This is a genomic window from Escherichia sp. E3659, from assembly GCF_005781135.1.
Lineage (GTDB): Bacteria > Pseudomonadota > Gammaproteobacteria > Enterobacterales > Enterobacteriaceae > Escherichia.
Genome location: NZ_VATQ01000014.1, coordinates 61611 through 85078, shown reverse-complemented (window position 1 = coordinate 85078; position 23468 = coordinate 61611). Strand labels below are relative to the sequence as shown.

Below are 23468 nucleotides of genomic sequence, written 5' to 3'. Positions count from 1 at the left end.
TGTCGGATGCGGTAAACGTCGCATCTGACCAGATGCGACGTCACAACCACAAATTATGGGCGATATACCTTCACATTGTTAAAGCCCTGCTCGCGCAGATAGAGCGCCTGCAGGCGGCTCATCACCCCGCGCTCACACCACAACAGCCAGGTTTTGTTCTGGTCGAGATCGCCAAATTTGGTGCTCAGTTTATAGAACGGCAGAGAAACCACATCAATCCCTTGAACTTTCAGTGGCTTATCTTCCTGTTCATCGATAGAACGGATATCGAGGATCACGTCGTTCGGACCGAAGCCATTGACGGTTTCCACTTCCACCACTTCCTGCTCGGTCTGCTGGGCGATTTCGCGGATATCAACGTTATTCGCTTCCTCAACCACTTTATCGAGGATGCTGAAGTCGAACTTCTCTTCTTCCGCTTCAATCTTCGATTTAACCGCTTTCACCGTCGGGCTTTTGGAGATCACACCGCAATATTCCGGCATAGTACGGGCAAAGTCTTCAGTGCCAATCTGGCGAGCCAGGTTGATGATGTGCTCTTTGTCGTAAGAGATCAGCGGACGCAGGATCAGCGTATCGGAGACGTTATCAATCAGGCGCAGGTTGGTCAGCGTCTGGCTGGACACCTGACCCAGTGCTTCGCCGGTGACCAGCGCCTGTACGCCGTAACGTTCAGCCACTTTAGATGCGGCACGCACCATCATACGTTTGAGGATAACGCCCATCTGACCGTCGTCGATTTTCTCGAGAATTTCCCCGACGACCGGCTCGAAATTAATAGCGACAAAACGCACGCGGTGGGAGCTGCCAAAGCGGTTCCACAGATAATGCGCCACCTGGCGCACGCCAATTTCATGCGCCGCGCCGCCGAGGTTAAAGAAGCAGTAATGCACGCGGCAGCCGCGACGCATCAACATATAGCTGGATACACCGGAGTCGAAACCGCCGGAAATGAGCGACAGCACATCTTCCTGGGTGCCGATCGGGAAACCACCAATACCTTCGTAGCGACCTTTGATCAGCAGCAGACGATCGTCTTCCACTTCCAGATGGACAGTCACTTCCGGATTCGTCAGCTTCACGCGCGCGGATTCAATATGCTGATTTAAACCGCCGCCGACGTAACGTTCCACATCAATCGAGCTAAAATCATGCTTACCGCGGCGCTTCACGCGCACGCAGAAGGTTTTGCCTTCCAACTGATCGCGATACTGAACCAACGCTTTCTCAAAAATATCGTGCATGTCAGTAAACGGCACGTCTTCAACTTCGAGAATATGGTGGATACCCGGAATACGGGTCAGGGCGTCGCGAATGGCCAGACGCTGGTTTTCATCTTTTGCGCGAACTTCGATGTTATCCCAATGGCGGACGACAGCGAGCGTCTCATCATAGTGCTTTAAAACGTTACGAATGTTCCCGGTAAGGATTTTTATAAAGCGCAAGCGCACAGATTGGCTTTTGATGGTGATTTCCGGGAACAATTTAATGATAAACTTCATGGCGGCAATGGTTCGTTGGCAAGTCTTAAGCGACTTGTATAGGGAAAAATACAGCAGCCCACACCTGCGGCTGCATCCAGGCGCGGAAGTATACCACTAACATCGCTTTGCTGCGCACATCACCTTACCATTGCGCGTTATTTGCTATTTGCCCTGAGTCCGTTACCATGACGGGGCGAAAAATATTGAGAGTCAGACATTCATTATGCCGAAGAAAAATGAGGCGCCCGCCAGCTTTGAAAAGGCGCTGAGCGAGCTGGAACAGATTGTAACCCGTCTGGAAAGTGGCGACCTGCCGCTGGAAGAGGCGCTGAACGAGTTCGAACGCGGCGTGCAGCTGGCACGTCAGGGGCAGGCCAAATTACAACAAGCCGAACAGCGCGTACAAATTCTGCTGTCTGACCACGAAGACGCCTCTCTAACCCCTTTTACACCGGACAATGAGTAATGGACTTTCCGCAGCAACTCGAAGCCTACGTTAAGCAGGCCAACCAGGCGCTGAGCCGTTTTATCGCCCCACTGCCCTTTCAGAACACTCCCGTGGTAGAAACCATGCAGTATGGCGCATTATTAGGTGGTAAGCGCCTGCGACCTTTCCTGGTTTATGCCACCGGTCAAATGCTCGGCGTAAGTCTGAATACTCTGGACGCACCCGCCGCCGCCGTAGAGTGTATCCACGCTTACTCATTAATTCATGATGATTTACCGGCAATGGATGATGACGATCTGCGTCGCGGTTTGCCGACCTGCCATGTGAAGTTTGGCGAAGCGAACGCGATTCTCGCTGGCGACGCTTTACAAACGCTGGCGTTCTCGATTCTAAGCGATGCCGATATGCCGGAAGTGTCGGACCGCGACAGAATTTCGATGATTTCAGAACTGGCAAGCGCCAGCGGTATTGCCGGAATGTGCGGTGGTCAGGCATTAGATTTAGATGCGGAAGGCAAACACGTACCTCTGGACGCACTCGAGCGTATTCATCGTCATAAAACCGGCGCATTGATTCGCGCCGCCGTTCGCCTTGGTGCATTAAGCGCCGGAGATAAAGGGCGTCGTGCTCTGCCAGTACTCGACAAGTACGCAGAGAGCATCGGCCTTGCCTTCCAGGTTCAGGATGACATCCTGGATGTGGTGGGAGATACTGCAACGTTGGGAAAACGCCAGGGTGCCGACCAGCAACTTGGTAAAAGTACCTACCCTGCACTTCTGGGTCTTGAGCAAGCCCGGAAGAAAGCCCGGGATCTAATCGACGATGCCCGTCAGTCGCTGAAACAACTGGCTGAACAGTCACTCGATACCTCGGCACTGGAAGCGCTAGCGGACTACATCATCCAGCGTAATAAATAAACAATAAGTATTAATAGGCCCCTGATGAGTTTTGATATTGCCAAATACCCGACCCTGGCACTGGTCGACTCCACCCAGGAGTTACGACTGTTGCCGAAAGAGAGTTTACCGAAACTCTGCGACGAACTGCGCCGCTATTTACTCGACAGCGTGAGCCGTTCCAGCGGGCACTTCGCCTCCGGGCTGGGCACGGTCGAACTGACCGTGGCGCTGCACTACGTCTATAACACTCCGTTTGACCAGTTAATCTGGGATGTGGGGCATCAGGCTTATCCGCATAAAATTTTGACCGGACGCCGCGACAAAATCGGCACCATCCGTCAGAAAGGTGGCCTGCACCCGTTCCCGTGGCGCGGCGAAAGCGAATATGACGTATTAAGCGTCGGGCATTCATCAACCTCCATCAGTGCCGGAATTGGTATTGCGGTTGCTGCCGAGAAAGAAGGCAAAAATCGCCGCACCGTCTGTGTGATTGGCGACGGCGCGATTACCGCTGGCATGGCGTTTGAAGCGATGAACCACGCGGGCGATATTCGTCCCGATATGCTGGTGGTTCTCAACGACAATGAAATGTCGATTTCCGAAAATGTTGGCGCGCTTAACAACCATCTGGCGCAGCTGCTTTCCGGTAAGCTTTACTCTTCACTGCGCGAAGGCGGGAAAAAAGTTTTCTCTGGCGTGCCGCCCATTAAAGAGCTGCTCAAACGCACCGAAGAACATATTAAAGGCATGGTGGTGCCTGGCACGTTATTTGAAGAGCTGGGCTTTAACTACATCGGTCCGGTTGACGGTCACGATGTACTGGGGCTTATCACCACGCTGAAGAACATGCGCGATCTGAAAGGCCCGCAGTTCCTGCATATCATGACCAAAAAAGGTCGTGGTTATGAACCGGCAGAAAAAGACCCAATCACTTTCCACGCCGTGCCTAAATTTGATCCCTCCAGCGGTTGTTTGCCGAAAAGTAGCGGCGGCCTGCCGAGCTATTCAAAAATCTTTGGCGACTGGCTGTGCGAAACGGCAGCGAAAGACAACAAGCTGATGGCGATTACTCCGGCGATGCGTGAAGGCTCCGGCATGGTCGAGTTTTCACGTAAATTCCCGGATCGCTACTTCGACGTGGCTATTGCCGAGCAACACGCAGTGACCTTTGCTGCGGGTCTGGCGATTGGTGGATACAAACCCATTGTCGCGATTTACTCCACTTTCCTGCAACGCGCCTATGATCAGGTGCTGCATGACGTGGCAATTCAAAAGCTCCCGGTCCTGTTCGCCATCGACCGCGCGGGCATTGTTGGTGCTGACGGTCAAACTCACCAGGGCGCTTTTGATCTCTCTTACCTGCGCTGCATACCAGAAATGGTCATCATGACCCCGAGTGATGAAAACGAATGTCGCCAGATGCTCTATACCGGCTATCACTATAACGATGGCCCGTCCGCGGTGCGCTACCCGCGCGGCAACGCGGTTGGCGTGGAACTGACGCCGCTGGAAAAACTGCCTATTGGCAAAGGCATTGTGAAGCGTCGTGGCGAGAAACTGGCGATCCTCAACTTTGGTACGCTGATGCCAGAAGCGGCGAAAGTCGCTGAATCGCTGAACGCTACGCTGGTCGATATGCGTTTTGTGAAACCGCTTGATGAAGCGTTAATTCTGGAAATGGCCGCCAGCCATGAAGCGCTGGTCACCGTAGAAGAAAACGCCATTATGGGCGGCGCAGGCAGCGGCGTGAACGAAGTGCTGATGGCCCATCGTAAACCAGTACCCGTGCTGAACATTGGTCTGCCGGACTTCTTTATTCCGCAAGGAACTCAGGAAGAAATGCGCGCCGAACTCGGCCTCGATGCCGCCGGTATGGAAGCCAAAATCAAGGCCTGGCTGGCATAATCCCTACTCTACTCCTGCTATGCTTAAGAAATTATTCATGGCAGGAGTGGCAGCATGCAATACAACCCCTTAGGAAAAACCGACCTTCGCGTTTCCCGACTTTGCCTCGGCTGTATGACCTTTGGCGAGCCAGATCGTGGTAATCACGCATGGACACTGCCGGAAGAGAGCAGCCGTCCCATAATTAAACGTGCATTGGAAGGCGGCATAAATTTCTTTGATACCGCCAATAGCTATTCCGATGGCAGCAGCGAAGAGATCGTCGGTCGCGCACTGCGGGATTTCGCCCGTCGTGAAGACGTTGTCGTTGCGACCAAAGTGTTCCATCGCGTTGGTGATTTACCGGAAGGATTATCCCGTGCACAAATATTGCGCTCTATCGACGACAGCCTGCGCCGTCTCGGCATGGATTATGTCGATATCCTGCAAATTCATCGCTGGGATTACAACACGCCGATCGAAGAGACGCTGGAAGCCCTGAACGACGTGGTAAAAGCCGGGAAAGCACGTTATATCGGCGCATCATCCATGCACGCCTCGCAGTTTGCTCAGGCGCTGGAACTACAAAAACAGCACGGCTGGGCGCAGTTTGTCAGTATGCAGGATCACTACAATCTGATTTATCGCGAAGAAGAGCGTGAGATGCTGCCACTGTGTTATCAAGAGGGCGTGGCGGTCATTCCGTGGAGCCCGCTGGCGCGGGGCCGTCTGACTCGTCCGTGGGGAGAAACCACTGCACGCCTGGTGTCTGATGAGGTGGGGAAAAATCTCTATAAAGAAAGCGATGAAAATGACGCGCAGATCGCAGAACGCTTAACGGGCGTCAGTGAAGAACTGGGCGCGACACGAGCACAAGTTGCGCTGGCCTGGTTGTTGAGCAAACCAGGTATTGCTGCACCCATTATTGGTACATCGCGGGAAGAACAACTTGATGAACTACTGAACGCGGTGGATATCACGTTGAAGCCGGAACAGATTGCTGAACTGGAAACGCCGTATAAACCGCATCCGGTGGTAGGATTTAAATAGGAATCCAGGCCTGATAAGACGCGACAAGCGTCACATCAGGCATCGGTGCACAACTACGACAGAATACCCAGCGGCCAGTGATGACCGATAAAATACAGGATGCCTGCGGAAATCACCCCGGCGACAATATCGTCGATCATGATCCCCATGCCGCCATGCACATTGCGATCAAACCAGCGGATCGGCCACGGTTTCCACATATCCAGAATACGGAAAATCACAAACCCGGCGGCGACCCACTGCCAGTCATTGGTCGGCAGCGCCATGAGCGTGATCCACATACCGATAAATTCGTCCCAGACGATACTACCGTGATCGTGCACGCCCATATCTTTCGCGGTCTGATGGCAAAGATAGACGCCGATACAGATCCCCAACATGACTACCAGCGAATAAAGCTGCCAGGGTAAAAAGGTCATCAGATACCAGAACGGAATCGCCGCCAGCGATCCCATCGTGCCAGGAACAATCGGGCTTAATCCACTTCCGAATCCGACAGCAAGCAAATGCCACGGATTACTCATCTTCAGGCGACTTTTCGCGACATCTTTATGGCGTGGCAAAATGGTCATATCCTTTCCAGTCTAACGTGACAGGTTCGCCGTCACGAACAAAACAGAGTCCTTCTATATCGGCGGTCATTTGCCCGATACAGGTAAACGGTACGCCCAGATGTCCCAAAGCGACATCCAGCGCGCCACGGTTCAGTTCCGGCACAGTGAAACACAACTCGTAATCTTCGCCACCAGAGAGCGCCCAGCGCAGCGCCTGTTCCGGTTCAACGTGGCGAGAAAGCGCATCAGAAAATGGCAACAATGCCAAGTCAATGCGTGCGCCGCAGTCGCTGGCTTTCACGATATGCCCGAGATCGGAAATCAGACCGTCAGAGAGATCGATGGCTGAATTTGCCAGATCGCGCAATGCCTGCCCCTGTAAAATACGCGGCGACGGACGGAGGTGACGTTTGATCAAGTAGTCCGCATCTTTAGCATCGGCAACCCGCAAACGGTTTTGCAAAATCGCCAGCCCGGCGGCGCTATCGCCCGGCGTACCGGTCACATAAATCCAGTCACCCGGTTTCGCCCCAGAGCGCGTTAAGGCTCGTCCCATCGGAACAAAGCCGTGGATACCCAACGTCATTGATAATGGCCCACGCGTGGTGTCGCCGCCAATGAGTTGCATATCGTAATAATTGAGAAGATCAAACAAACTGTCGCTGAAGGACTCAAGCCACGATTCGTCTACGTCCGGTAAGGTTAATGCCAGCGTCAGCCAGGCCGGATCGGCGCCCATCGCTGCCAGATCGCTTAGGTTTACCGCCAGTGCTTTGTATGCCAGATCCGCAGGATCGATATCAGGGAGGAAATGGTTGCCCGCCACCAGCGTATCAGTGCTGATCGCCAGGGTCTGTTTCTCGGGGATATTGAGAAGTGCGCAATCGTCGCCAATGCCAAGTTCGACATCAAGACGAGAGCTTCTTACACGGTCAAAATAACGGGCAATCAGGGAGAACTCGCCACATGCCATACGTTATGCCTCAGCAGGTAAAAAAGAAAAGGCCGGCGAGTGCGGAACTGTTTTTCCGTTACTCTGCCGGCCTGGATATCACTTTTTGTTAGGGCGAATCACAGGTGCTGCTTTATCCAGTACGCCATTGACGAACTTATGGCTGTCTTCTGCGCCGAACGATTTCGCCAGTTCGATCGCTTCGTTAATGGCCACTTTGTACGGCACATCGCTACGTTTAGACAGCTCGTACAGCGCAATGCGCAGTACCGCTTTTTCTACCTGGCCCAGCTCTTCCAGCAGGCGAGACAGATATGGCTTCATCAGTCCGTCGAGGTATGCGGTGTTAGTCGCCACCCCGGCCAGCAGCTCACGGAAGTACAGGACGTCAACGTCTTTTACATCCTGTTCAGCCAGGAACTGGTATTCAACATCAGCGATGTCGTTCTGGGACAACTGCCAGGAGTAGAGCGCCTGGACGGCACACTCACGAGCGCGGCGACGAGCAGCAGGTTTCACGGATTTCCCCTTACTAATTTCAGGCCTTGATGGCTTTCAATACATTAATCATTTCAAGCGCGGTCAGTGCAGCTTCTGCACCTTTGTTACCAGCTTTGGTGCCAGCACGTTCGATCGCTTGTTCAATGCTTTCAGTGGTCAAAACCCCAAAAGCAACCGGAATTTCGCTGTCCTGGGCAACATGCGCCAGGCCGTTGCTTGCACCACCAGCGACATATTCAAAGTGGGCAGTGCCACCACGAATAACCGTCCCCAGCGCAATCACCGCGTCGTATTTACCGGTTTTAGCCAGTGCACCCGCCGCCAGCGGCAGCTCATAGGCACCAGGCACCCAAACAACGGTAATGTTTTCATCTTTTACCTGACCGATACGTTTCAGTGCGTCAATTGCACCTTCCAGCAGGCTGTCATTGATAAAGTTGTTGAAACGCGCAATGGTGATGGCGACGCGAGCGTCCGGGGTAGCAACGTTAGCTTCAATAATGTTCATTTTCTTCCTTCGGGTTCGAGTATGGCCCCGCAGGGGGGCGGATTTTAGCATAATATTTCGTGCGCTGCTTCCCTTTCGAGCCGGGAGATCATGCACCCACTAAATGCAGGCAAACATCCGGGCCTACATGACGTATCTCTTTGAATTTAAATTGGGGCGCGTCGGCTAATTTCTCAAGCCCCGGCAGCGTACATAATCCGCGGGCGTCGCTGCCTAATAGTTTAGGTGCGATATAGACAATCAGCTCATCGACTAAACCCGCCTGTAGCAATGCGCCAGCGAGCGTTGGCCCCGCTTCCACCCAGATGCTGTTAATCTGCTGTTTACCCAGTTGCATCATCAGCACAACCAGATCCAGATGACCTTTATGCTCTGGAATCAGCAAGGTACGCACCGTTTCCGGCCACTCACGAGAATCTTCCTGCGTACGCGCGAACCAGGTTTCGCCCGGCTGCTGCACGATGCGGTGTTCCGGCGTCACGCGATTTTGGCTATCAATCACAATACGTACCGGCTGACGGAGATTTTGTTGCGGATAGAGCGCCTGAGTTTGTTCATCCAGTTCAGACCAACGCACCGTTAAGGCTGGATCGTCCGCCAGCACCGTGGCGCTGCTGGTTAAAATAGCATGACTTTGCGCGCGCAGACGCTGAACATCGCGTCGAGCCTGAGGTGAAGTGATCCACTGGCTTTCACCGCTGGCCATCGCAGTGCGACCATCTAGCGACGCGCCGAGTTTCAACTGTATATAAGGAAAGCCGGTGCGCATGCGCTTGAGGAAGCCTTTATTCAATTGCTCGGCTTCGCTCATCATCAGGCCGTGGCTGACGTCAATGCCAGCTTGTTGCAAACGGTAAAGTCCACGCCCAGCGACCTGCGGATTAGGGTCCTGCATCGCAGCCACCACGCGCGCCACGCCAGCAGCAATTAATGCGTCACAACACGGCGGCGTACGACCATGATGACTACAAGGTTCGAGTGTCACATACGCCGTTGCGCCTTTGGCTTTTTCACCTGCCATGCGCAACGCGTGTACCTCGGCATGCGGTTCGCCCGCGCGGTGATGGTAACCTTCACCGACAATTTCGCCATCTTTCACAATGACGCAACCGACATTCGGGTTAGGGTGAGTGGTGAAGCGCCCTCGTTGCGCCAGCTTTAGCGCCCGCGCCATGTATAACTCGTCCTGCACGGTTTAATCCTCCAGGCGCGCGATCTCTTCGCCAAATTCTTTGATATCTTCGAAACTGCGATAGACAGAGGCAAAACGGATATAGGCGACTTTGTCGAGCTTTTTCAATTGCTCCATCACCAGATTGCCAATCATTTTGCTCGGCACTTCGCGCTCACCGGTGGCGCGGAGTTGCGATTTAATATGGTTGATCGCCATTTCGACGTCATCGGAACTCACCGGACGTTTTTCCAGCGCCCGCAGCATTCCGCTACGCAATTTTTCTTCATTAAACGGTTCGCGCACGTCGTTGCTTTTCACGACACGCGGCATAACCAGTTCCGCCACTTCAAAAGTAGTGAAACGTTCATTACACACCAGACACTGCCGACGGCGGCGTACGGAAGAACCCTCGCTCACGAGACGAGAGTCAATTACCTTAGTGTCCACGGCGAAACAGAATGGGCAATGCATACGGCGTCCTGACCAGGTGGTTAATAGAAATCTATTTTACCCTGAACTGGCGATACAACAAAGGCGCAACGCTTTTGAGATAAAGGATCGATGCTTTCACGGCTTTAAGCCTCTACCATTAGGATAATTGTGACGAGAAAGGGACTACCTATGAACATTAAAGTATGTTTTCGACTACTCCTGCTGGGAAGCCTGTTCAGCCTGAGCGCCTGCGTGCAGCAAAGCGAAGTACGCCAGATGAAACACAGCGTCAACACGTTGAATAAAGAGATGACTCAGCTCAACAAAGAAACTGTCAAAATCACCCAGCAAAATACGCTGAACGCAAAATCCAGCAGTGGGGTTTACCTGTTACCTGGTGCAAATACACCGGCACGGCTGGAAAGCCAAATTGGCACTTTACGTATGTCGCTGGTGAATATTACGCCAAATGCAGATGACACCACTCTGACATTACGGGTTCAGGGCGAGTCCAATGATCCCTTACCCGCTTTCAGCGGAACCGTTGAATATGGACAAATTCAGGGAACAACTGACAACTTTCAGGAAGTCAATGTGCAGAATCAATTGATTAACGCACCTGCCAGCGTCCTCGCTCCGAGCGATGTTGATATTCCGTTACAGTTAAAGGGTATTTCTGCGGATCAGGTAGGTTTTGTACGTATACACGACATTCAACCTGTTATGCAGTAAACGTATCGCGGGGCGTTTTGTGCGTCCCGCAACATCCTCCCCCGTCATTTTGTTACTCCGCTTACATCACCCAGATTGATAGTAAAAGTTTGCAACAAGGGTGAAAGTCAGTACAATCCCCGCCCGAATATGTGTAAACGTGAACGCAATCGATTACGTAAATGATAGAACTGTGAAACGAAACATATTTTTGTGAGCAATGATTTTTATAATAGGCTCCTCTGTATAGGAAATATTTAGAAACGCAATTTGCGCCTTTTTCACTCCCGTAAGGGATTTTCAAACAGTGGCATACATATGAAAAAAACATTACTGGCAGCCGGTGCGGTACTGGCGCTCTCTTCGTCTTTTACTGTCAACGCAGCTGAAAACGATAAACCGCAGTACCTTTCCGACTGGTGGCACCAGAGCGTTAACGTAGTTGGTAGCTATCACACTCGTTTCGGACCGCAGATCCGTAACGATACTTACCTGGAGTATGAAGCATTCGCTAAAAAAGACTGGTTCGATTTCTATGGTTACGCGGATGCGCCAGTATTCTTCGGCGGTAACTCCGATGCAAAAGGTATCTGGAACCACGGTTCTCCGCTGTTTATGGAAATCGAACCGCGTTTCTCCATCGATAAGCTGACCAATACTGACCTTAGCTTCGGTCCGTTCAAAGAGTGGTACTTCGCGAACAACTACATTTACGACATGGGCCGTAACAAAGATGGTCGCCAGAGCACCTGGTATATGGGTCTGGGTACTGACATCGACACTGGCCTGCCGATGAGCCTGTCCATGAACGTGTATGCGAAATACCAGTGGCAGAACTACGGCGCAGCGAACGAAAACGAGTGGGACGGTTACCGTTTCAAAATTAAATACTTTGTGCCGATTACCGATCTGTGGGGCGGTCAGTTAAGCTACATCGGTTTCACCAACTTCGACTGGGGTTCCGATCTGGGTGATGACAGCGGTAACGCAATCAACGGTATTAAGACGCGCAGCAATAACTCCATCGCTTCCAGCCATATTCTGGCGCTGAACTACGATCACTGGCACTACTCTGTCGTAGCTCGTTACTGGCACGACGGTGGTCAGTGGAACGACGATGCAGAACTGAACTTCGGCAACGGCAACTTCAACGTTCGCTCTACCGGCTGGGGTGGTTACCTGGTAGTAGGTTACAACTTCTGATTATGAAAATGCCGGGATTTATTCCCGGCATTTCAGATTGTCGACAACGTGCGCGTTATTCATGCTGGATGCGGCGTAAACGCCTTATCCGGTCTACAAAAGCACGCAAATTCAATACATTGCTGAGATTACGTAGGCCTGATAAGGCGTAGCGCATCAGGCAATTTTTCGTTTGTCACAAAGCTCAAATAGCGAATTTTGTATCCGGCATTTTTTATTACTTCTTCTTATTCATCATCGCTTTTAAATCAGCGAATGGGTTGTACTTCGCTTCACCGACATCTTTCTGCGCATCTTCCCCTGCGATAACGGTCGTACCATACTGATCCGCTTCGGTATATTTCGAATGCTCATGATCGTGGCAATAGAGACAAAGTAATTCCCAGTTACTGCCATCTTCCGGGTTATTGGTATGGTCGTGATCGATATGGTGAACGGTAAGCTCACGCAGGTTGGAATAAACAAACTCGCGGGAACAGCGACCGCAGACCCACGGATAGAGTTTTAATGCTTTTTCGCGATAGCCGCTTTCTAACCGCGCATAGTTTTTTGGGATGATAGCCATGAAAAGTTACCTGGATGAAATGTAGGGTTACGCGCAGTTTCCCAAGATGTGGGGATTTTCGCAATCTCCATACATCAAAAAAAATCCCGATCTTCTGACCGGGATTTTCAACATCAACGGGAACTTGATTAAGGCAGAATTGACGGCTGGTCCGCCCCTTCTTTTTCCACTTTCTGCTGCAACATGTGTTCGCGCTTCATACCCAGTTTCAGGGCCAGCGCCGATGCTACATAGATGGAAGATGCAGTACCGATAGTCACACCAATCAGCATGGTCAGCGAGAAGCCTTCCAGCACCGGGCCACCGAAGAGATACAGCATCAGGATAACCATCAAGGTGGTACCGGATGTGATCAAGGTACGGTGCAGCGTCTGGGTCAAGGACACGTTAAAGATTTCGTAAGGCGTACCGCGACGGATCTTGCGGAAGTTCTCACGAATACGGTCCGATACCACGATACTGTCGTTAAGCGAGTAACCGATAACCGACATCAACGATGCCACAATGGTCAGGTCAATCTCGATATGGAATAACGACAAAATACCCAGCGTAATGATAACGTCGTGCGCCAGCGCGATTACTACCCCTGCAGCCAGTCGCCACTCAAAGCGGAAACCAACGTATACAAGGATAGACAGCAGCGCAGCCATCAGCGCCATCGCGCCGGTTTGCGCAAGGTCTGCCCCTACGCTCGGACCGACGAACTCAATACGCTTCACCGCCGCGTTCTGATTGGTAGCTTCGTTAATCACCTTCAGAACTTTGCTGCCCAGCACCTGACCACCGGTTTCGCCTTCAGCTGGCGGCATGCGGACCATGATGTCGTGGCTGCTACCGAAGTTTTGCAGCATCGGCTCTTCAAAGCCCGCTTTCTGCAATGCATCACGCATTACATCAATTTCAGCCGGTTTTTCGAGCGTAATTTCAATAACCGTACCACCGGTGAAATCCAGCCCCCAGTTAAAGCCGCGCACGCCCATAATGACGATCGCGGCAATTAACAGTAGACCAGAGATGCCGAAAGCCCAGTAGTCCCAGCGCATAAAGTCGTAGACTTTACGGCCGTGGTTTAGTTGTTCAACAGTATATTCCTGTGCCACATCGCACTCCTCAGATTGACAGCTTCTTGACGCGCTTGCCGCCATATAGCAGGTTTACGATGGCACGCGTACCGACAATCGCGGTAAACATCGACGTCGCCACACCGATACCGGTAGTAATCGCGAACCCTTTAATTGCCCCGGTACCCACCGCGTACAGGATGATGACTTTAATCAGCGTGGTGATGTTCGCATCGAAGATGGAACTGAACGCGCCACGATAACCTTCATCAATTGCCTGCTGAACAGTACGCCCGTTGCTTAACTCTTCTTTAATACGTTCGTTGATCAGTACGTTAGCATCGACCGCTACCGCAAGGGTTAAGACGATACCCGCGATACCCGGCATACTCAGCGTTGCGCCTGGCAACAGCGACATAATGCCGACAATCAAGATCAAGTTCGCAATCAGAGCACTGGTCGCAATCAGACCAAACTTCTTATAGAAGAGGATCATGAACAGAATAGAAACCAGCAGGCCAGCCAGACACGCTTCCAGCCCCTGTTCAATGTTCTGCATACCCAGAGTCGGGCCAATGGTACGTTCTTCAACAATCTGAATCGGCGCGATCAACGCACCGGCACGCAGCAGCAGTGACAGTTGGCGGGCTTCGTTCGGGTTGTTGATACCAGTGATACGGAAGCTGTTACCCAGACGAGACTGGATATTCGCGATGTTAATCACCTCTTCCTGTTTCACCAGAACCGCACGACCGTTAGCATCTTTCTTACCGCTGTCTTTGTACTCCACAAACAGGGTCGCCATCGGTTTGCCGATGTTGTCCTTAGTGAAGTTAGACATGATGTTGCCACCAGCGCTATCGAGCGAGATGTTAACCTGCGGCTGGTTGTATTCGTCCTGGCTGGAAGTGGAATCGGTGATATGGTCACCGGTCAGAATTACGCGTTTGTACAGCACAACCGGCTGACCTTCGCGGGTCTGTTTCACTTCAGAGTCGCCCGGTACGCGGCCAGATGCAGCAGCGGCCTGGTCAACGTTGGTGTTTACCAGACGGAACTCCAGCGTCGCGGTCGCGCCAAGAATCTCTTTCGCGCGAGCGGTATCCTGAATACCTGGCAGCTCAACGACAATGCGGTCTGCGCCCTGACGTTGTACTACAGGTTCCGCCACACCAAGCTGGTTTACACGGTTACGCAGGATGTTAATGTTCTGCTGCACCGCATATTCACGCGCTTCACTGAGACGCGCATCGCTCATGACCGCACGCAGCTGGTTGCTACCCTGGCTGCTAATGACCAGATCGGGATGACGCTTGCTCAGATATGCAATGGCTTCATCACGGGCGTTGCCATCGCGGAAAGTGATGCTCAGACCGTAATTATTTTCTTTACGAACAGTGGTATACGGGATGCCCTTTTCACGCAGATCGCTGCGCAGGCTATCGATATTTTGTTCCTGAAGTTTGCCAAGCGCAGTGTCCATATCCACTTCCATCAGGAAGTGAACGCCGCCACGCAAGTCAAGGCCGAGCTTCATCGGCTCAGCGTGAATAGCTGCCAGCCAGCGCGGCGTAGCCGGGGCAAGGTTAAGCGCCACGACATATTTGTCACCCAGAATGCCCATTAATGCTTCACGAGCGCGTAGCTGGGTGTCAGTGGAGTCGAAGCGCGCAAGAATAGCGCCCTCTTCCAGTGCCACAGACTTAGCAGTTATTTTTTCTTCTTGTAACGTTTTCTGGACCTGGATCAGCGTTTGCTCACTGGCGGCGACTCCGCGCGCGCCAGTGATCTGAACAGCCGGATCCTCACCAAACAGGTTGGGAAGCGCATACAGCAGACCGATGACAATCACCACGATCAGCATGACGTACTTCCACAAAGGATAACGGTTTAACACGGCAATTCCCTTAGGGAAAAATTTTAATTACAGCGCCTTCATGGTGCCTTTCGGCAGAACGGCGGCTACGAAGTCACGTTTAATAACTACTTCAGTGGTGTCATTCAGCGCGATAGTAATGTAGCCGTTTTCTGCTACTTTGGTTACGCGACCGACCAGGCCACCGTTCGTCAGCACTTCATCACCTTTCGCGATGGAGTCCATCAGCTTTTTGTGTTCTTTGGTGCGCTTCTGCTGTGGGCGCAGGATCATGAAATAGAAAATCAGACCGAATACCACCAGCATCAAAATCAAAGACATCGGGCTACCTTGTGCCGGAGCACCCGTTGCCGCTACCGCATCAGAAATAAAAAAGCTCATTAAATTTCCCTCATTATTAATATTAATCAACGTTCAAAGGTGGTACTTCTCGCCCCTGACGCTGGTAAAAATCAGCTACGAAGCTCTCTAATTTACCCTCTTCAATAGCCTTGCGTAAACCCGCCATCAAACGCTGGTAGTAACGAAGGTTATGAATGGTGTTGAGTCGCGCGCCTAATATTTCGTTGCAACGGTCGAGATGATGCAAGTAGGCACGTGAATAATTGCGACAGGTGTAGCAATCACACTCAGGATCGAGCGGGCCAGTGTCGCTCTTATACTTCGCATTGCGGATTTTCACCACGCCATCGGTCACGAACAGATGACCGTTACGCGCATTACGTGTTGGCATTACGCAGTCAAACATATCGATACCGCGGCGCACGCCTTCAACCAGGTCTTCCGGTTTACCAACGCCCATCAGGTAACGTGGTTTGTCTGCCGGAATTTGCGGGCACACATGCTCCAGGATACGGTGCATATCTGCTTTAGGCTCACCCACTGCCAGACCGCCGACAGCGTAGCCATCAAAACCGATATCTACCAGACCTTTAACAGAGATATCACGTAAATCTTCGTAAACGCTGCCCTGAATGATACCAAAGAGCGCATTTTTGTTGCCGAGGCTGTCAAAACGCTCGCGGCTACGCTTCGCCCAACGCAGCGACATCTCCATAGAGCGCTTCGCGTAATCCCAGTCAGCAGGATACGGCGTACACTCGTCAAAAATCATGACGATGTCTGAGCCAAGATCGTATTGAATCTCCATCGATTTTTCGGGATCGAGGAAAATCGGGTCGCCGTTGATGGGGTTACGGAAGTGCACGCCCTGTTCGGTGATTTTACGGATATCGCCAAGACTGAAGACCTGGAAGCCGCCGGAGTCGGTAAGGATCGGGCCTTTCCACTGCATAAAATCGTGCAGATCGCCATGCAGTTTCATGATTTCCTGACCCGGGCGCAGCCACAGGTGGAAAGTGTTACCCAGAATAATTTGCGCGCCAGTAGCTTCAACTTCTTCCGGCGTCATCCCTTTTACGGTGCCGTAGGTGCCAACAGGCATAAAACAAGGCGTTTCCACTACGCCACGATCGAAGACCAGGCGGCCACGGCGTGCGCGACCGTCGGTGGTGTCCAGTTCAAATTTCATTTTTTCTCCACTACGTCAGAAAAACAGTCCAACGTTTAAACCAGCGCCGCGGAATTACTCCCCGACGCGCTCATTAATTGCCTGCGGATTGTACGTGATAAACATCGCATCACCGTAACTAAAAAAGCGATATTTCTCTTCTACTGCCGCTTTATAGGCGTTCATGGTGTGTTGATAACCGGCAAATGCGGAAACCAGCATAATCAGCGTTGACTCCGGCAGATGGAAGTTAGTCACCAGCGCATCGACCACTTTGTACTGGAAGCCGGGATAGATAAAGATTTGTGTATCATCGAAAAACGGTTCAATCAGATCGTTTTTCGCCGCCTGGGCCGCGCTCTCAAGCGAGCGAACAGAGGTGGTGCCAACCGCAATCACCCGGTTACCACGCGCTTTCGCAGCCAGCACTGCGTCAACCACATCCTGCGGCACTTCTGCATATTCCGAGTGCATGATGTGGTCTTCAATGGTGTCGACGCGTACCGGCTGGAAGGTACCCGCCCCCACATGCAGAGTCACGAATGCCATCTCCACGCCCTTGGCGCGCAATTTTTCCAGCAGCGGTTCGTCAAAGTGCAGTCCGGCGGTCGGTGCTGCTACCGCGCCTGGTTTTTCGCTATAAACCGTTTGATAAAGTTCGCGGTCTGCATCTTCGTCCGGACGGTCGATGTACGGCGGCAGTGGGATATGGCCGATGCTGTTGAGAATATCCAGCACCGAGCGCTCATCGTTAAATTCGACTTCAAACAGTGCGCCGTGGCGCACGGTCATTGTTGCGTTGATACTTTCGTCATCGCCCAGCAACAGTTCTGCGCCAGGTTTTGGCGCTTTCGAGGCGCGAATATGCGCAAGAATGCGTTTGTCGTCGAGCATCCGCTCAACCAGCACTTCAATCTTGCCGCCACTGGCTTTACGCCCAAACAGACGCGCCGGGATCACGCGGGTATTATTAAAAACCAGAAGATCGCCGGGGTTGAGCTTATCGAGTAAATCGGTGAAAGTACCGTGCGTCAGCGCGCCCGTCGGCCCGTCCAGCGACAGTAAACGACAGCTACTGCGTTCAGGCATTGGATAGTGGGCAATCAGGGATTCGGGCAATTCAAAGGAGAAATCGGTAACGCGCATGACACTGACTCAGACTAAAATAAGAGGCGGGTAGTCTAGTGCCGGGGCGCTCTCCCTGCAACCTTTACCCCCTTTTGGATAGAATATAATCGATGAATTTTTTAGCTCACCTGCATTTAGCCCATCTCGCGGAAAGCTCGCTTTCCGGCAATTTACTGGCTGATTTCGTACGCGGAAATCCTGACGAAAGTTTTCCGCCCGACGTGGTTGCAGGTATTCATATGCATCGGCGTATCGATGTGTTAACCGACCATCTGCCGGAAGTCCGCGAAGCGAGGGAGTGGTTTCGTAGTGAAACCCGCCGCGTTGCGCCTATTACGCTGGATGTGATGTGGGATCACTTTCTGTCCCGCCACTGGTCGCAGTTGTCGCCCGACTTTCCGCTACAGGAATTTGTCTGTTATGCCCGCGAGCAAGTGATCACCATTCTGCCGGACTCACCGCCGCGCTTTATCAATCTGAATAACTACTTGTGGTCAGAGCAATGGCTGGTGCGCTATCGCGATATGGATTTCATCCAGAGCGTGTTAAACGGCATGGCAAGCCGTCGCCCACGTCTGGATGCTCTGCGTGACTCCTGGTACGATTTAGACGCCCATTACGACGCTCTTGAAACCCGCTTCTGGCAATTTTATCCGCGGATGATGGAGCAGGCGTCACGCAAAGCGTTGTAAGGTATTAATTCATCCACACCGTGGCTGATATCGCGGGCAACGCCAGGATCCCATCTACCCGTTGTCCGTTCCCTTCTTTGCATTGCCATTGCGCGACATTAAGCAACGGCGATGCGGGTAGCACCACTTCACACGCTTCACCACGGTTGATTGCCACTAGCACACGCTGCTGATTGAGCACACGCACAAACACCACCACGTTATCTTCTGCATACAACACCTGACAGCCGCCACGACGCAATGCCAGGCTCTTCTTACGCAGCGCAATCATTCGCTGGTATAGCGCGAATAGCTCCGTATCTTGTTTTTCCGGGTCCCAGGGAAACGGTTTACGACAAAATGGATCGTTATTGCCATCCAGCCCCACTTCATCGCCGTAATAAATACACGGCACACCAGGCCAGGTGAACAGCCAGACGACCGCCAGTGGCAGACGCGCAACATCCCGTCCGAGTAACGTTTTAAATCGCGCGGTATCGTGACTATCGAGCTGGTTAAACATACGCAGTTGCTGTTGATGAGAAAGCCCGGCACGGTAATTGTCCATCCAGGTCATACAGATTTGAGCGTTAATCTGCTGCGGATCGTAAGAGACATCGGTATTAGCGAGAAAGCCCCACAGCGGAAAAGTAAAGCCGCGATAGTTCATCGATGCATCTTCCACATCGGCCTGTAACCATTGCCGCGCATCGCCAAAATATTCACCGACAATGTACGCTTCTGGCTGGGTTTCTTTCGCCGCCTCAGTGATGCCGGCGACATGCTGCAAATTATTGCGCGCTCCGCCCGCTTCCCCCAGCATATGCACCACATCCAGCCGCCAGCCGTCCATATTCCACGGCGCTTTTAGCCAGTGACGGACAATGCTGTCTTCACCGCGATAAATTTCATTCACCAGACTTTCCGACTGATAATCCAGTTTTGGCAGGCTGGCATAGCCCAGCCAATCGAGCGCCGTGCCGTCATCGCGAAACGAGTACCAGTCGCGCCAGGGCGATTCGGGGTTATGGCAAGCGCCGCCCGTCCCGCGATTGTGCCTGTCAAACCAGGCATGAGAATCGCCACTGTGGTTAAACACGCCGTCCAGCATCAGGCGCATTCCTTGCTGCTGCGTGTTGTGTCTCAAACGCAGCAACGCCCCGTCGCCGCCAAACTGCGGATCGACGTGGCGATAATCTTCGGTATCGTATTTATGCACGCTGGGTGCTTTAAACACCGGATTAAGATACAGCGCCGTCACGCCGAGTTTTTTCAGGTACGGCAGTTTTTCGCTTATCCCGTCCAGATCGCCGCCATAGAACGTTGATCCGCCAGCCTGTGCCGTGACCGGCTCATCCCAGTCACGCAATATGATTTCCCGCCCGGCGGCGTGATGATAATAGACATGATCCTGATCGGCATTACGAGGCAGACTCCGGGCAAAACGATCCGGGAAGATCTGATAAAAAATCTGATCCGCCGCCCATTGTGGTCCGATATCCGGCACATCGACGGCAAACTGTTCCAGCCGTGCTGGTGGTATTGGGCTGAAACCTTGCGGTGTAAACCAACGCTGGCGATCGTGCCACAGCAATTTGAAACTATAGCGCCGCCGTGGTTGCCCGGTGGCGAGAGAGAGCGCTCCCCGCCACGCCGTCACACCAGGCTGCGGCTGGCTGCGCTGTTTATGCATCGGTATTGATGTTTCTTCGTTATCGTTTTCCACGCGCAACATAAGGCGCTGTGGCGGCTCTTCGCCCGTCAGCCACAGTGTAATGAGCAGTTGATCTTTGCTTTGCTTAACAAACGGGGACACCGGCAGGTGCCATGCATTCAACATCATAATTCCCCTGCGATTAAAATGTGTTCACCTTGCCATAGCCTAATGCAGGATCAATCATCATCTGAAGGATATTTAGGGGAGGAGGACGGGGGCGGATAATTTTCGGAATAGCCGGATCAGGTTTTGCTCCTGATCCGGCGACAAAAGGCAGGAATTAGTGGTTTTCTGCCAACTGACGATCGTGGCGGCGTTTAAACATCCAGCCAATCAACAGCACCACAATCCACGCAAAACCAACGTACAGAGAGATACGCGTTTCAGGGTGATAACCGATCAGCCCGATGATAAAGACCAGGAAAACCAGCCCCGTGATGGTCGTTGCCACTCCGCCAGGAACTTTAAATTTCAGCGCTTTAACTTCTTCTGGCGGCAGGCGGCGACGGAAGGCAATCTGCGACAGCAGGATCATAATCCACACCCACACGGTAGCGAAGGTCGCCAGCGAGGCAATCACCAGGAAGACGTTTTCCGGCATGATGTAGTTCAGATACACAGCAAACAGCAGCGCGGTAGTCATGACCAGCACCGTGACCCACGGAATACCGCGACGCGACGTTTTGCTGAAAATTTTCGGCGCACTGCCCTGCTCTGCCATGCCGTGCAGCATACGGCCTACACCAAACACATCGCTGTTAATTGCCGACAGCGAAGCAGTCAGCACAACGAAGTTAAGAATGCTGGCGGCAAAGGTAATCCCCAAATGCTGGAACGTCAGCACGAACGGGCTACCTGCAGTACCTACCTGATTCCACGGATAGATAGACATAATGACGAACAGCGTACCAACATAGAACACCAGAATACGCATCGGCACTGAATTAATCGCGCGCGGAATAGACTTCTCCGGCTCTTTCGCTTCACCGGCGGTAATACCAATAATTTCAATACCACCGTAGGCAAACATCACCATTTGCAACGACATCACCATGCCAAGCCAGCCGTTACTGAAGAAGCCGCCGTTGCTCCACAGGTTATGGATACCGGTCGGTTGCCCGCCGTTGCCAATCCCCCAAATGATGATACCGAAACCAGCAACGATCATGATGATAATGGTGGCGACTTTAAAGAACGAGAACCAGAATTCCAGCTCACCAAAGACTTTCACGCTCATCAGGTTAATGGCGCAGATAATCAGCACCACGCTCAACACCCATATCCAGTGCGGCACCGTCGGGAACCAGACGCCCATATAGATACCGAAAGCGGTGACATCGGCGATGGCGACAATAAGGATTTCAAAGCAGTAGGTCCAGCCGGTGATATAACCTGCCAGCGGGCCAAGGTTTTCCTGCGCATAACGCGAGAAAGAGCTGGCGGCCGGGTTATGTACCGACATTTCTCCCAGCGCACGCATAATGATATACGCCGCGACACCACCGATAATATAGGCCAACAACACGCTCGGTCCGGCCATTTTGATGGCGTCCGCCGAACCGTAAAACAACCCGGTGCCAATTGCTGAACCCAGTGCCATAAAGCGTATGTGTCGGGTACTTAGCCCACGCTTTAGCTTGTTCTTACTTTCCATCAATTCCTAACCCATCAACACAATAAAAAACCACGGGGCATCGCAGCCCCGTGGTTAAAACAAATTTACAGTGATTTAGTGGGCGCTGGAGGTCACCTGACGACCTGCTGCGCGATCCCAGATAATGGCCAGAACCACCATCACCACCGTTGGCATTAACCACGCCAGACCTTGTTCGGCCAGCGGTAAACGCTGCGCCCAGGACGGTAAAATATCGCTGAATGCAGATGCTTTGATCCCGTCGAGAATACCAAAAAGCAGGCTGATAAACATCGGCGGAGCAATCACGCGGGACGAATTATGCCACCATGAGCGTGTAAAACTTAATACAACCAGTGCGATACACGGCGGATAAATGGCAGTCAGCACCGGTACAGAGATCTGAATCAGCTGGCTCAAGCCCAGATTAGACACCACCATCGAGAAGCCGCCGAGGATAAACACCAGCGTACGGTATGAGAGCGGGATGTATTGGGCAAAGAATTCCGCACAAGCGCAGGTCAGGCCAACCGCCGTGACCAGACAAGCGATGAAGATTAACGCCGCCAGCAGGAAGCTACCGCCGCCGCCAAAGGTGTGCTGAACGTAAGCATGCAGAATAGCGGCACCGTTCGCGGATTGATCAACCAGCGACGCGCTGTCTGAACCCAGACGGAACAGCGCCAGGTACAGCAGAGTCAAACCAACGCCTGCCATCAGGCCAGCCCAGACGGTATAACGGGTCAGCAGACGCGCTTCGGTAACGCCGCGAGAACGCGCCGCGTTAACAATAACGATACCAAACACCATCGCGCCCAGCGTATCCATAGTCAGATACCCGTTAACGAAGCCGTTAGAAAACGCAGCGTTTTGATAAGCCTCAGTTGCCGTGCTGATAGAACCCGCAGGCCAGACAATCGCCGCAACAGACAGGATGACCAGCGCGATAATTTTCAGCGGCGCAAGGAAGTTGCCCACGGTATCCAGCAGCTTGCCCGGATAGAGCGAAACCAGAATAACGATAGCGAAATAGACCAGGCTGTAGATAAACAGCGGCAGTGCGGAGTCACCCGTCAGCGGCGCAATGCCCACTTCAAAGGAGACAGTTGCCGTACGCGGTGTTGCAAACAGCGGCCCTACCGCCAGGTAGCAGACTGTTGCCAGCAGCACGCCTGCGACTTTACCGATGGGTGTGCTCAGACTGTCAACGCCGCCGCCAACTTTCGCCAGCGCCACTACCGTTAATACCGGCAAACCGACGGCAGTAATAAGGAAGCCGAATGCCGCAGTCCAGACGTGTTCGCCTGCCTGCAAGCCGACCATAGGAGGGAAAATAATGTTACCTGCGCCAACGAACAACGCAAATGTCATAAAGCCCAGAGCGATGATATCGCGCGATCTTAACTGATGGGTCATAAATCATACTGCCTGTGGATGTGGTGTTGTAACGTTAAATTTTGTGCCAATCCCTGGGGATGATACAGCGGTATATTTAAACAATTTTAGC

At 52.5% G+C, this 23468-nt stretch carries 23 protein-coding genes; 7 read left to right on the top strand and 16 right to left on the bottom strand.

The genetic code is table 11. The features are described from left to right. Nucleotides 1-53 precede the first annotated feature (53 nt). Nucleotides 54-1502, bottom strand: coding sequence for a tRNA uracil 4-sulfurtransferase ThiI (gene thiI, locus FEK47_RS11665; protein WP_135486585.1), 1449 nt, complete (start codon nucleotides 1500-1502; stop codon nucleotides 54-56). Between the two features lie 205 nt (nucleotides 1503-1707). Between thiI and xseB the strand changes: the two genes are divergently transcribed. The 4 genes from xseB to yajO are packed head-to-tail and all read left to right on the top strand — an operon-like array spanning nucleotide 1708 to nucleotide 5765. Beyond that, complete coding sequence (gene xseB, locus FEK47_RS11660) at nucleotides 1708-1950, top strand: exodeoxyribonuclease VII small subunit (RefSeq protein ID WP_135486586.1); 243 nt, start codon at nucleotides 1708-1710, stop codon at nucleotides 1948-1950. After that, on the top strand, nucleotides 1950-2849 hold the full coding sequence (gene ispA / locus FEK47_RS11655) for a (2E,6E)-farnesyl diphosphate synthase (protein ID WP_130215435.1): 900 nt from the start codon (nucleotides 1950-1952) through the stop codon (nucleotides 2847-2849). The genes xseB and ispA overlap by 1 nt, the downstream gene beginning before the upstream one ends. A gap of 24 nt (nucleotides 2850-2873) precedes the next feature. Then, nucleotides 2874-4736, top strand: a complete 1863-nt coding sequence (gene dxs, locus FEK47_RS11650) for a 1-deoxy-D-xylulose-5-phosphate synthase (protein WP_000006815.1) — start codon at nucleotides 2874-2876, stop codon at nucleotides 4734-4736. Between the two features lie 54 nt (nucleotides 4737-4790). Continuing rightward, on the top strand, nucleotides 4791-5765 hold the full coding sequence (gene yajO, locus FEK47_RS11645; RefSeq protein ID WP_001199800.1) for a 1-deoxyxylulose-5-phosphate synthase YajO: 975 nt from the start codon (nucleotides 4791-4793) through the stop codon (nucleotides 5763-5765). A gap of 53 nt (nucleotides 5766-5818) precedes the next feature. Here yajO and pgpA read toward each other — a convergent pair whose 3' ends face one another. The 6 genes from pgpA to nrdR form a co-directional block, all read right to left on the bottom strand. Further along, entirely contained in the window at nucleotides 5819-6337 is a 519-nt protein-coding gene (gene pgpA / locus FEK47_RS11640) for a phosphatidylglycerophosphatase A (protein ID WP_000154044.1), read from the bottom strand. Beyond that, nucleotides 6315-7292, bottom strand: a complete 978-nt coding sequence (gene thiL / locus FEK47_RS11635; RefSeq protein ID WP_135486587.1) for a thiamine-phosphate kinase — start codon at nucleotides 7290-7292, stop codon at nucleotides 6315-6317. The genes pgpA and thiL overlap by 23 nt, the downstream gene beginning before the upstream one ends. A 78-nt stretch (nucleotides 7293-7370) precedes the next feature. Beyond that, on the bottom strand, nucleotides 7371-7790 hold the full coding sequence (nusB, locus tag FEK47_RS11630; protein WP_000801125.1) for a transcription antitermination factor NusB: 420 nt from the start codon (nucleotides 7788-7790) through the stop codon (nucleotides 7371-7373). A gap of 19 nt (nucleotides 7791-7809) precedes the next feature. Continuing rightward, a complete protein-coding gene (gene ribE, locus FEK47_RS11625; RefSeq protein WP_001021161.1) occupies nucleotides 7810-8280 on the bottom strand; it encodes a 6,7-dimethyl-8-ribityllumazine synthase in 471 nt (156 codons plus the stop codon). An 88-nt stretch (nucleotides 8281-8368) separates the two neighbouring features. After that, nucleotides 8369-9472, bottom strand: coding sequence for a bifunctional diaminohydroxyphosphoribosylaminopyrimidine deaminase/5-amino-6-(5-phosphoribosylamino)uracil reductase RibD (ribD, locus tag FEK47_RS11620; protein ID WP_130258536.1), 1104 nt, complete (start codon nucleotides 9470-9472; stop codon nucleotides 8369-8371). A 3-nt stretch (nucleotides 9473-9475) separates the two neighbouring features. Continuing rightward, nucleotides 9476-9925 (bottom strand): transcriptional regulator NrdR, encoded by a 450-nt coding sequence (nrdR, locus tag FEK47_RS11615; protein WP_064527125.1) that lies wholly within the window; start codon nucleotides 9923-9925, stop codon nucleotides 9476-9478. 150 nt (nucleotides 9926-10075) lie between these two features. Here nrdR and FEK47_RS11610 point away from each other — a divergent pair, with 150 nt between their 5' ends. Together FEK47_RS11610 and tsx are read left to right on the top strand one after the other, a co-directional pair. After that, on the top strand, nucleotides 10076-10618 hold the full coding sequence (locus FEK47_RS11610; RefSeq protein WP_135486588.1) for a DUF3251 domain-containing protein: 543 nt from the start codon (nucleotides 10076-10078) through the stop codon (nucleotides 10616-10618). 297 nt (nucleotides 10619-10915) lie between these two features. Then, entirely contained in the window at nucleotides 10916-11800 is an 885-nt protein-coding gene (tsx, locus tag FEK47_RS11605; protein WP_116836751.1) for a nucleoside-specific channel-forming protein Tsx, read from the top strand. A gap of 217 nt (nucleotides 11801-12017) precedes the next feature. Here the strand turns inward: tsx and yajD are convergent, their stop codons facing one another. The 6 genes from yajD to queA form a co-directional block, all read right to left on the bottom strand. Continuing rightward, nucleotides 12018-12365 (bottom strand): HNH nuclease YajD, encoded by a 348-nt coding sequence (yajD, locus tag FEK47_RS11600; RefSeq protein ID WP_000974823.1) that lies wholly within the window; start codon nucleotides 12363-12365, stop codon nucleotides 12018-12020. Nucleotides 12366-12493: 128 nt separating this feature from the next. Further along, nucleotides 12494-13465, bottom strand: coding sequence for a protein translocase subunit SecF (secF, locus tag FEK47_RS11595; protein WP_130206230.1), 972 nt, complete (start codon nucleotides 13463-13465; stop codon nucleotides 12494-12496). A 10-nt stretch (nucleotides 13466-13475) separates the two neighbouring features. Further along, nucleotides 13476-15323 carry a protein translocase subunit SecD gene (secD, locus tag FEK47_RS11590; RefSeq protein WP_130215424.1) on the bottom strand — a complete coding sequence of 616 codons (1848 nt, stop codon included), beginning with the start codon at nucleotides 15321-15323 and terminating at the stop codon, nucleotides 13476-13478. 27 nt (nucleotides 15324-15350) lie between these two features. Next, entirely contained in the window at nucleotides 15351-15683 is a 333-nt protein-coding gene (gene yajC, locus FEK47_RS11585) for a preprotein translocase subunit YajC (protein WP_135486589.1), read from the bottom strand. A 22-nt stretch (nucleotides 15684-15705) separates the two neighbouring features. After that, a complete protein-coding gene (gene tgt / locus FEK47_RS11580; protein ID WP_000667317.1) occupies nucleotides 15706-16833 on the bottom strand; it encodes a tRNA guanosine(34) transglycosylase Tgt in 1128 nt (375 codons plus the stop codon). A gap of 54 nt (nucleotides 16834-16887) precedes the next feature. After that, a complete protein-coding gene (gene queA / locus FEK47_RS11575; protein WP_135486590.1) occupies nucleotides 16888-17958 on the bottom strand; it encodes a tRNA preQ1(34) S-adenosylmethionine ribosyltransferase-isomerase QueA in 1071 nt (356 codons plus the stop codon). A 92-nt stretch (nucleotides 17959-18050) separates the two neighbouring features. Here queA and acpH point away from each other — a divergent pair, with 92 nt between their 5' ends. Then, entirely contained in the window at nucleotides 18051-18632 is a 582-nt protein-coding gene (acpH, locus tag FEK47_RS11570) for an ACP phosphodiesterase (RefSeq protein ID WP_135486591.1), read from the top strand. A gap of 4 nt (nucleotides 18633-18636) precedes the next feature. On the opposite strand, the gene malZ is transcribed toward acpH, so the two are convergent. The 3 genes from malZ to brnQ all read right to left on the bottom strand — a co-directional run bounded on the left by malZ (nucleotide 18637) and on the right by brnQ (nucleotide 23377). Next, entirely contained in the window at nucleotides 18637-20454 is a 1818-nt protein-coding gene (gene malZ, locus FEK47_RS11565; RefSeq protein ID WP_135486592.1) for a maltodextrin glucosidase, read from the bottom strand. A gap of 154 nt (nucleotides 20455-20608) precedes the next feature. Beyond that, complete coding sequence (proY, locus tag FEK47_RS11560) at nucleotides 20609-21982, bottom strand: proline-specific permease ProY (protein ID WP_130223251.1); 1374 nt, start codon at nucleotides 21980-21982, stop codon at nucleotides 20609-20611. A 75-nt stretch (nucleotides 21983-22057) separates the two neighbouring features. Then, nucleotides 22058-23377 (bottom strand): branched-chain amino acid transporter carrier protein BrnQ, encoded by a 1320-nt coding sequence (gene brnQ / locus FEK47_RS11555; protein ID WP_130206217.1) that lies wholly within the window; start codon nucleotides 23375-23377, stop codon nucleotides 22058-22060. Between the last annotated feature and the right edge of the window lie 91 nt (nucleotides 23378-23468).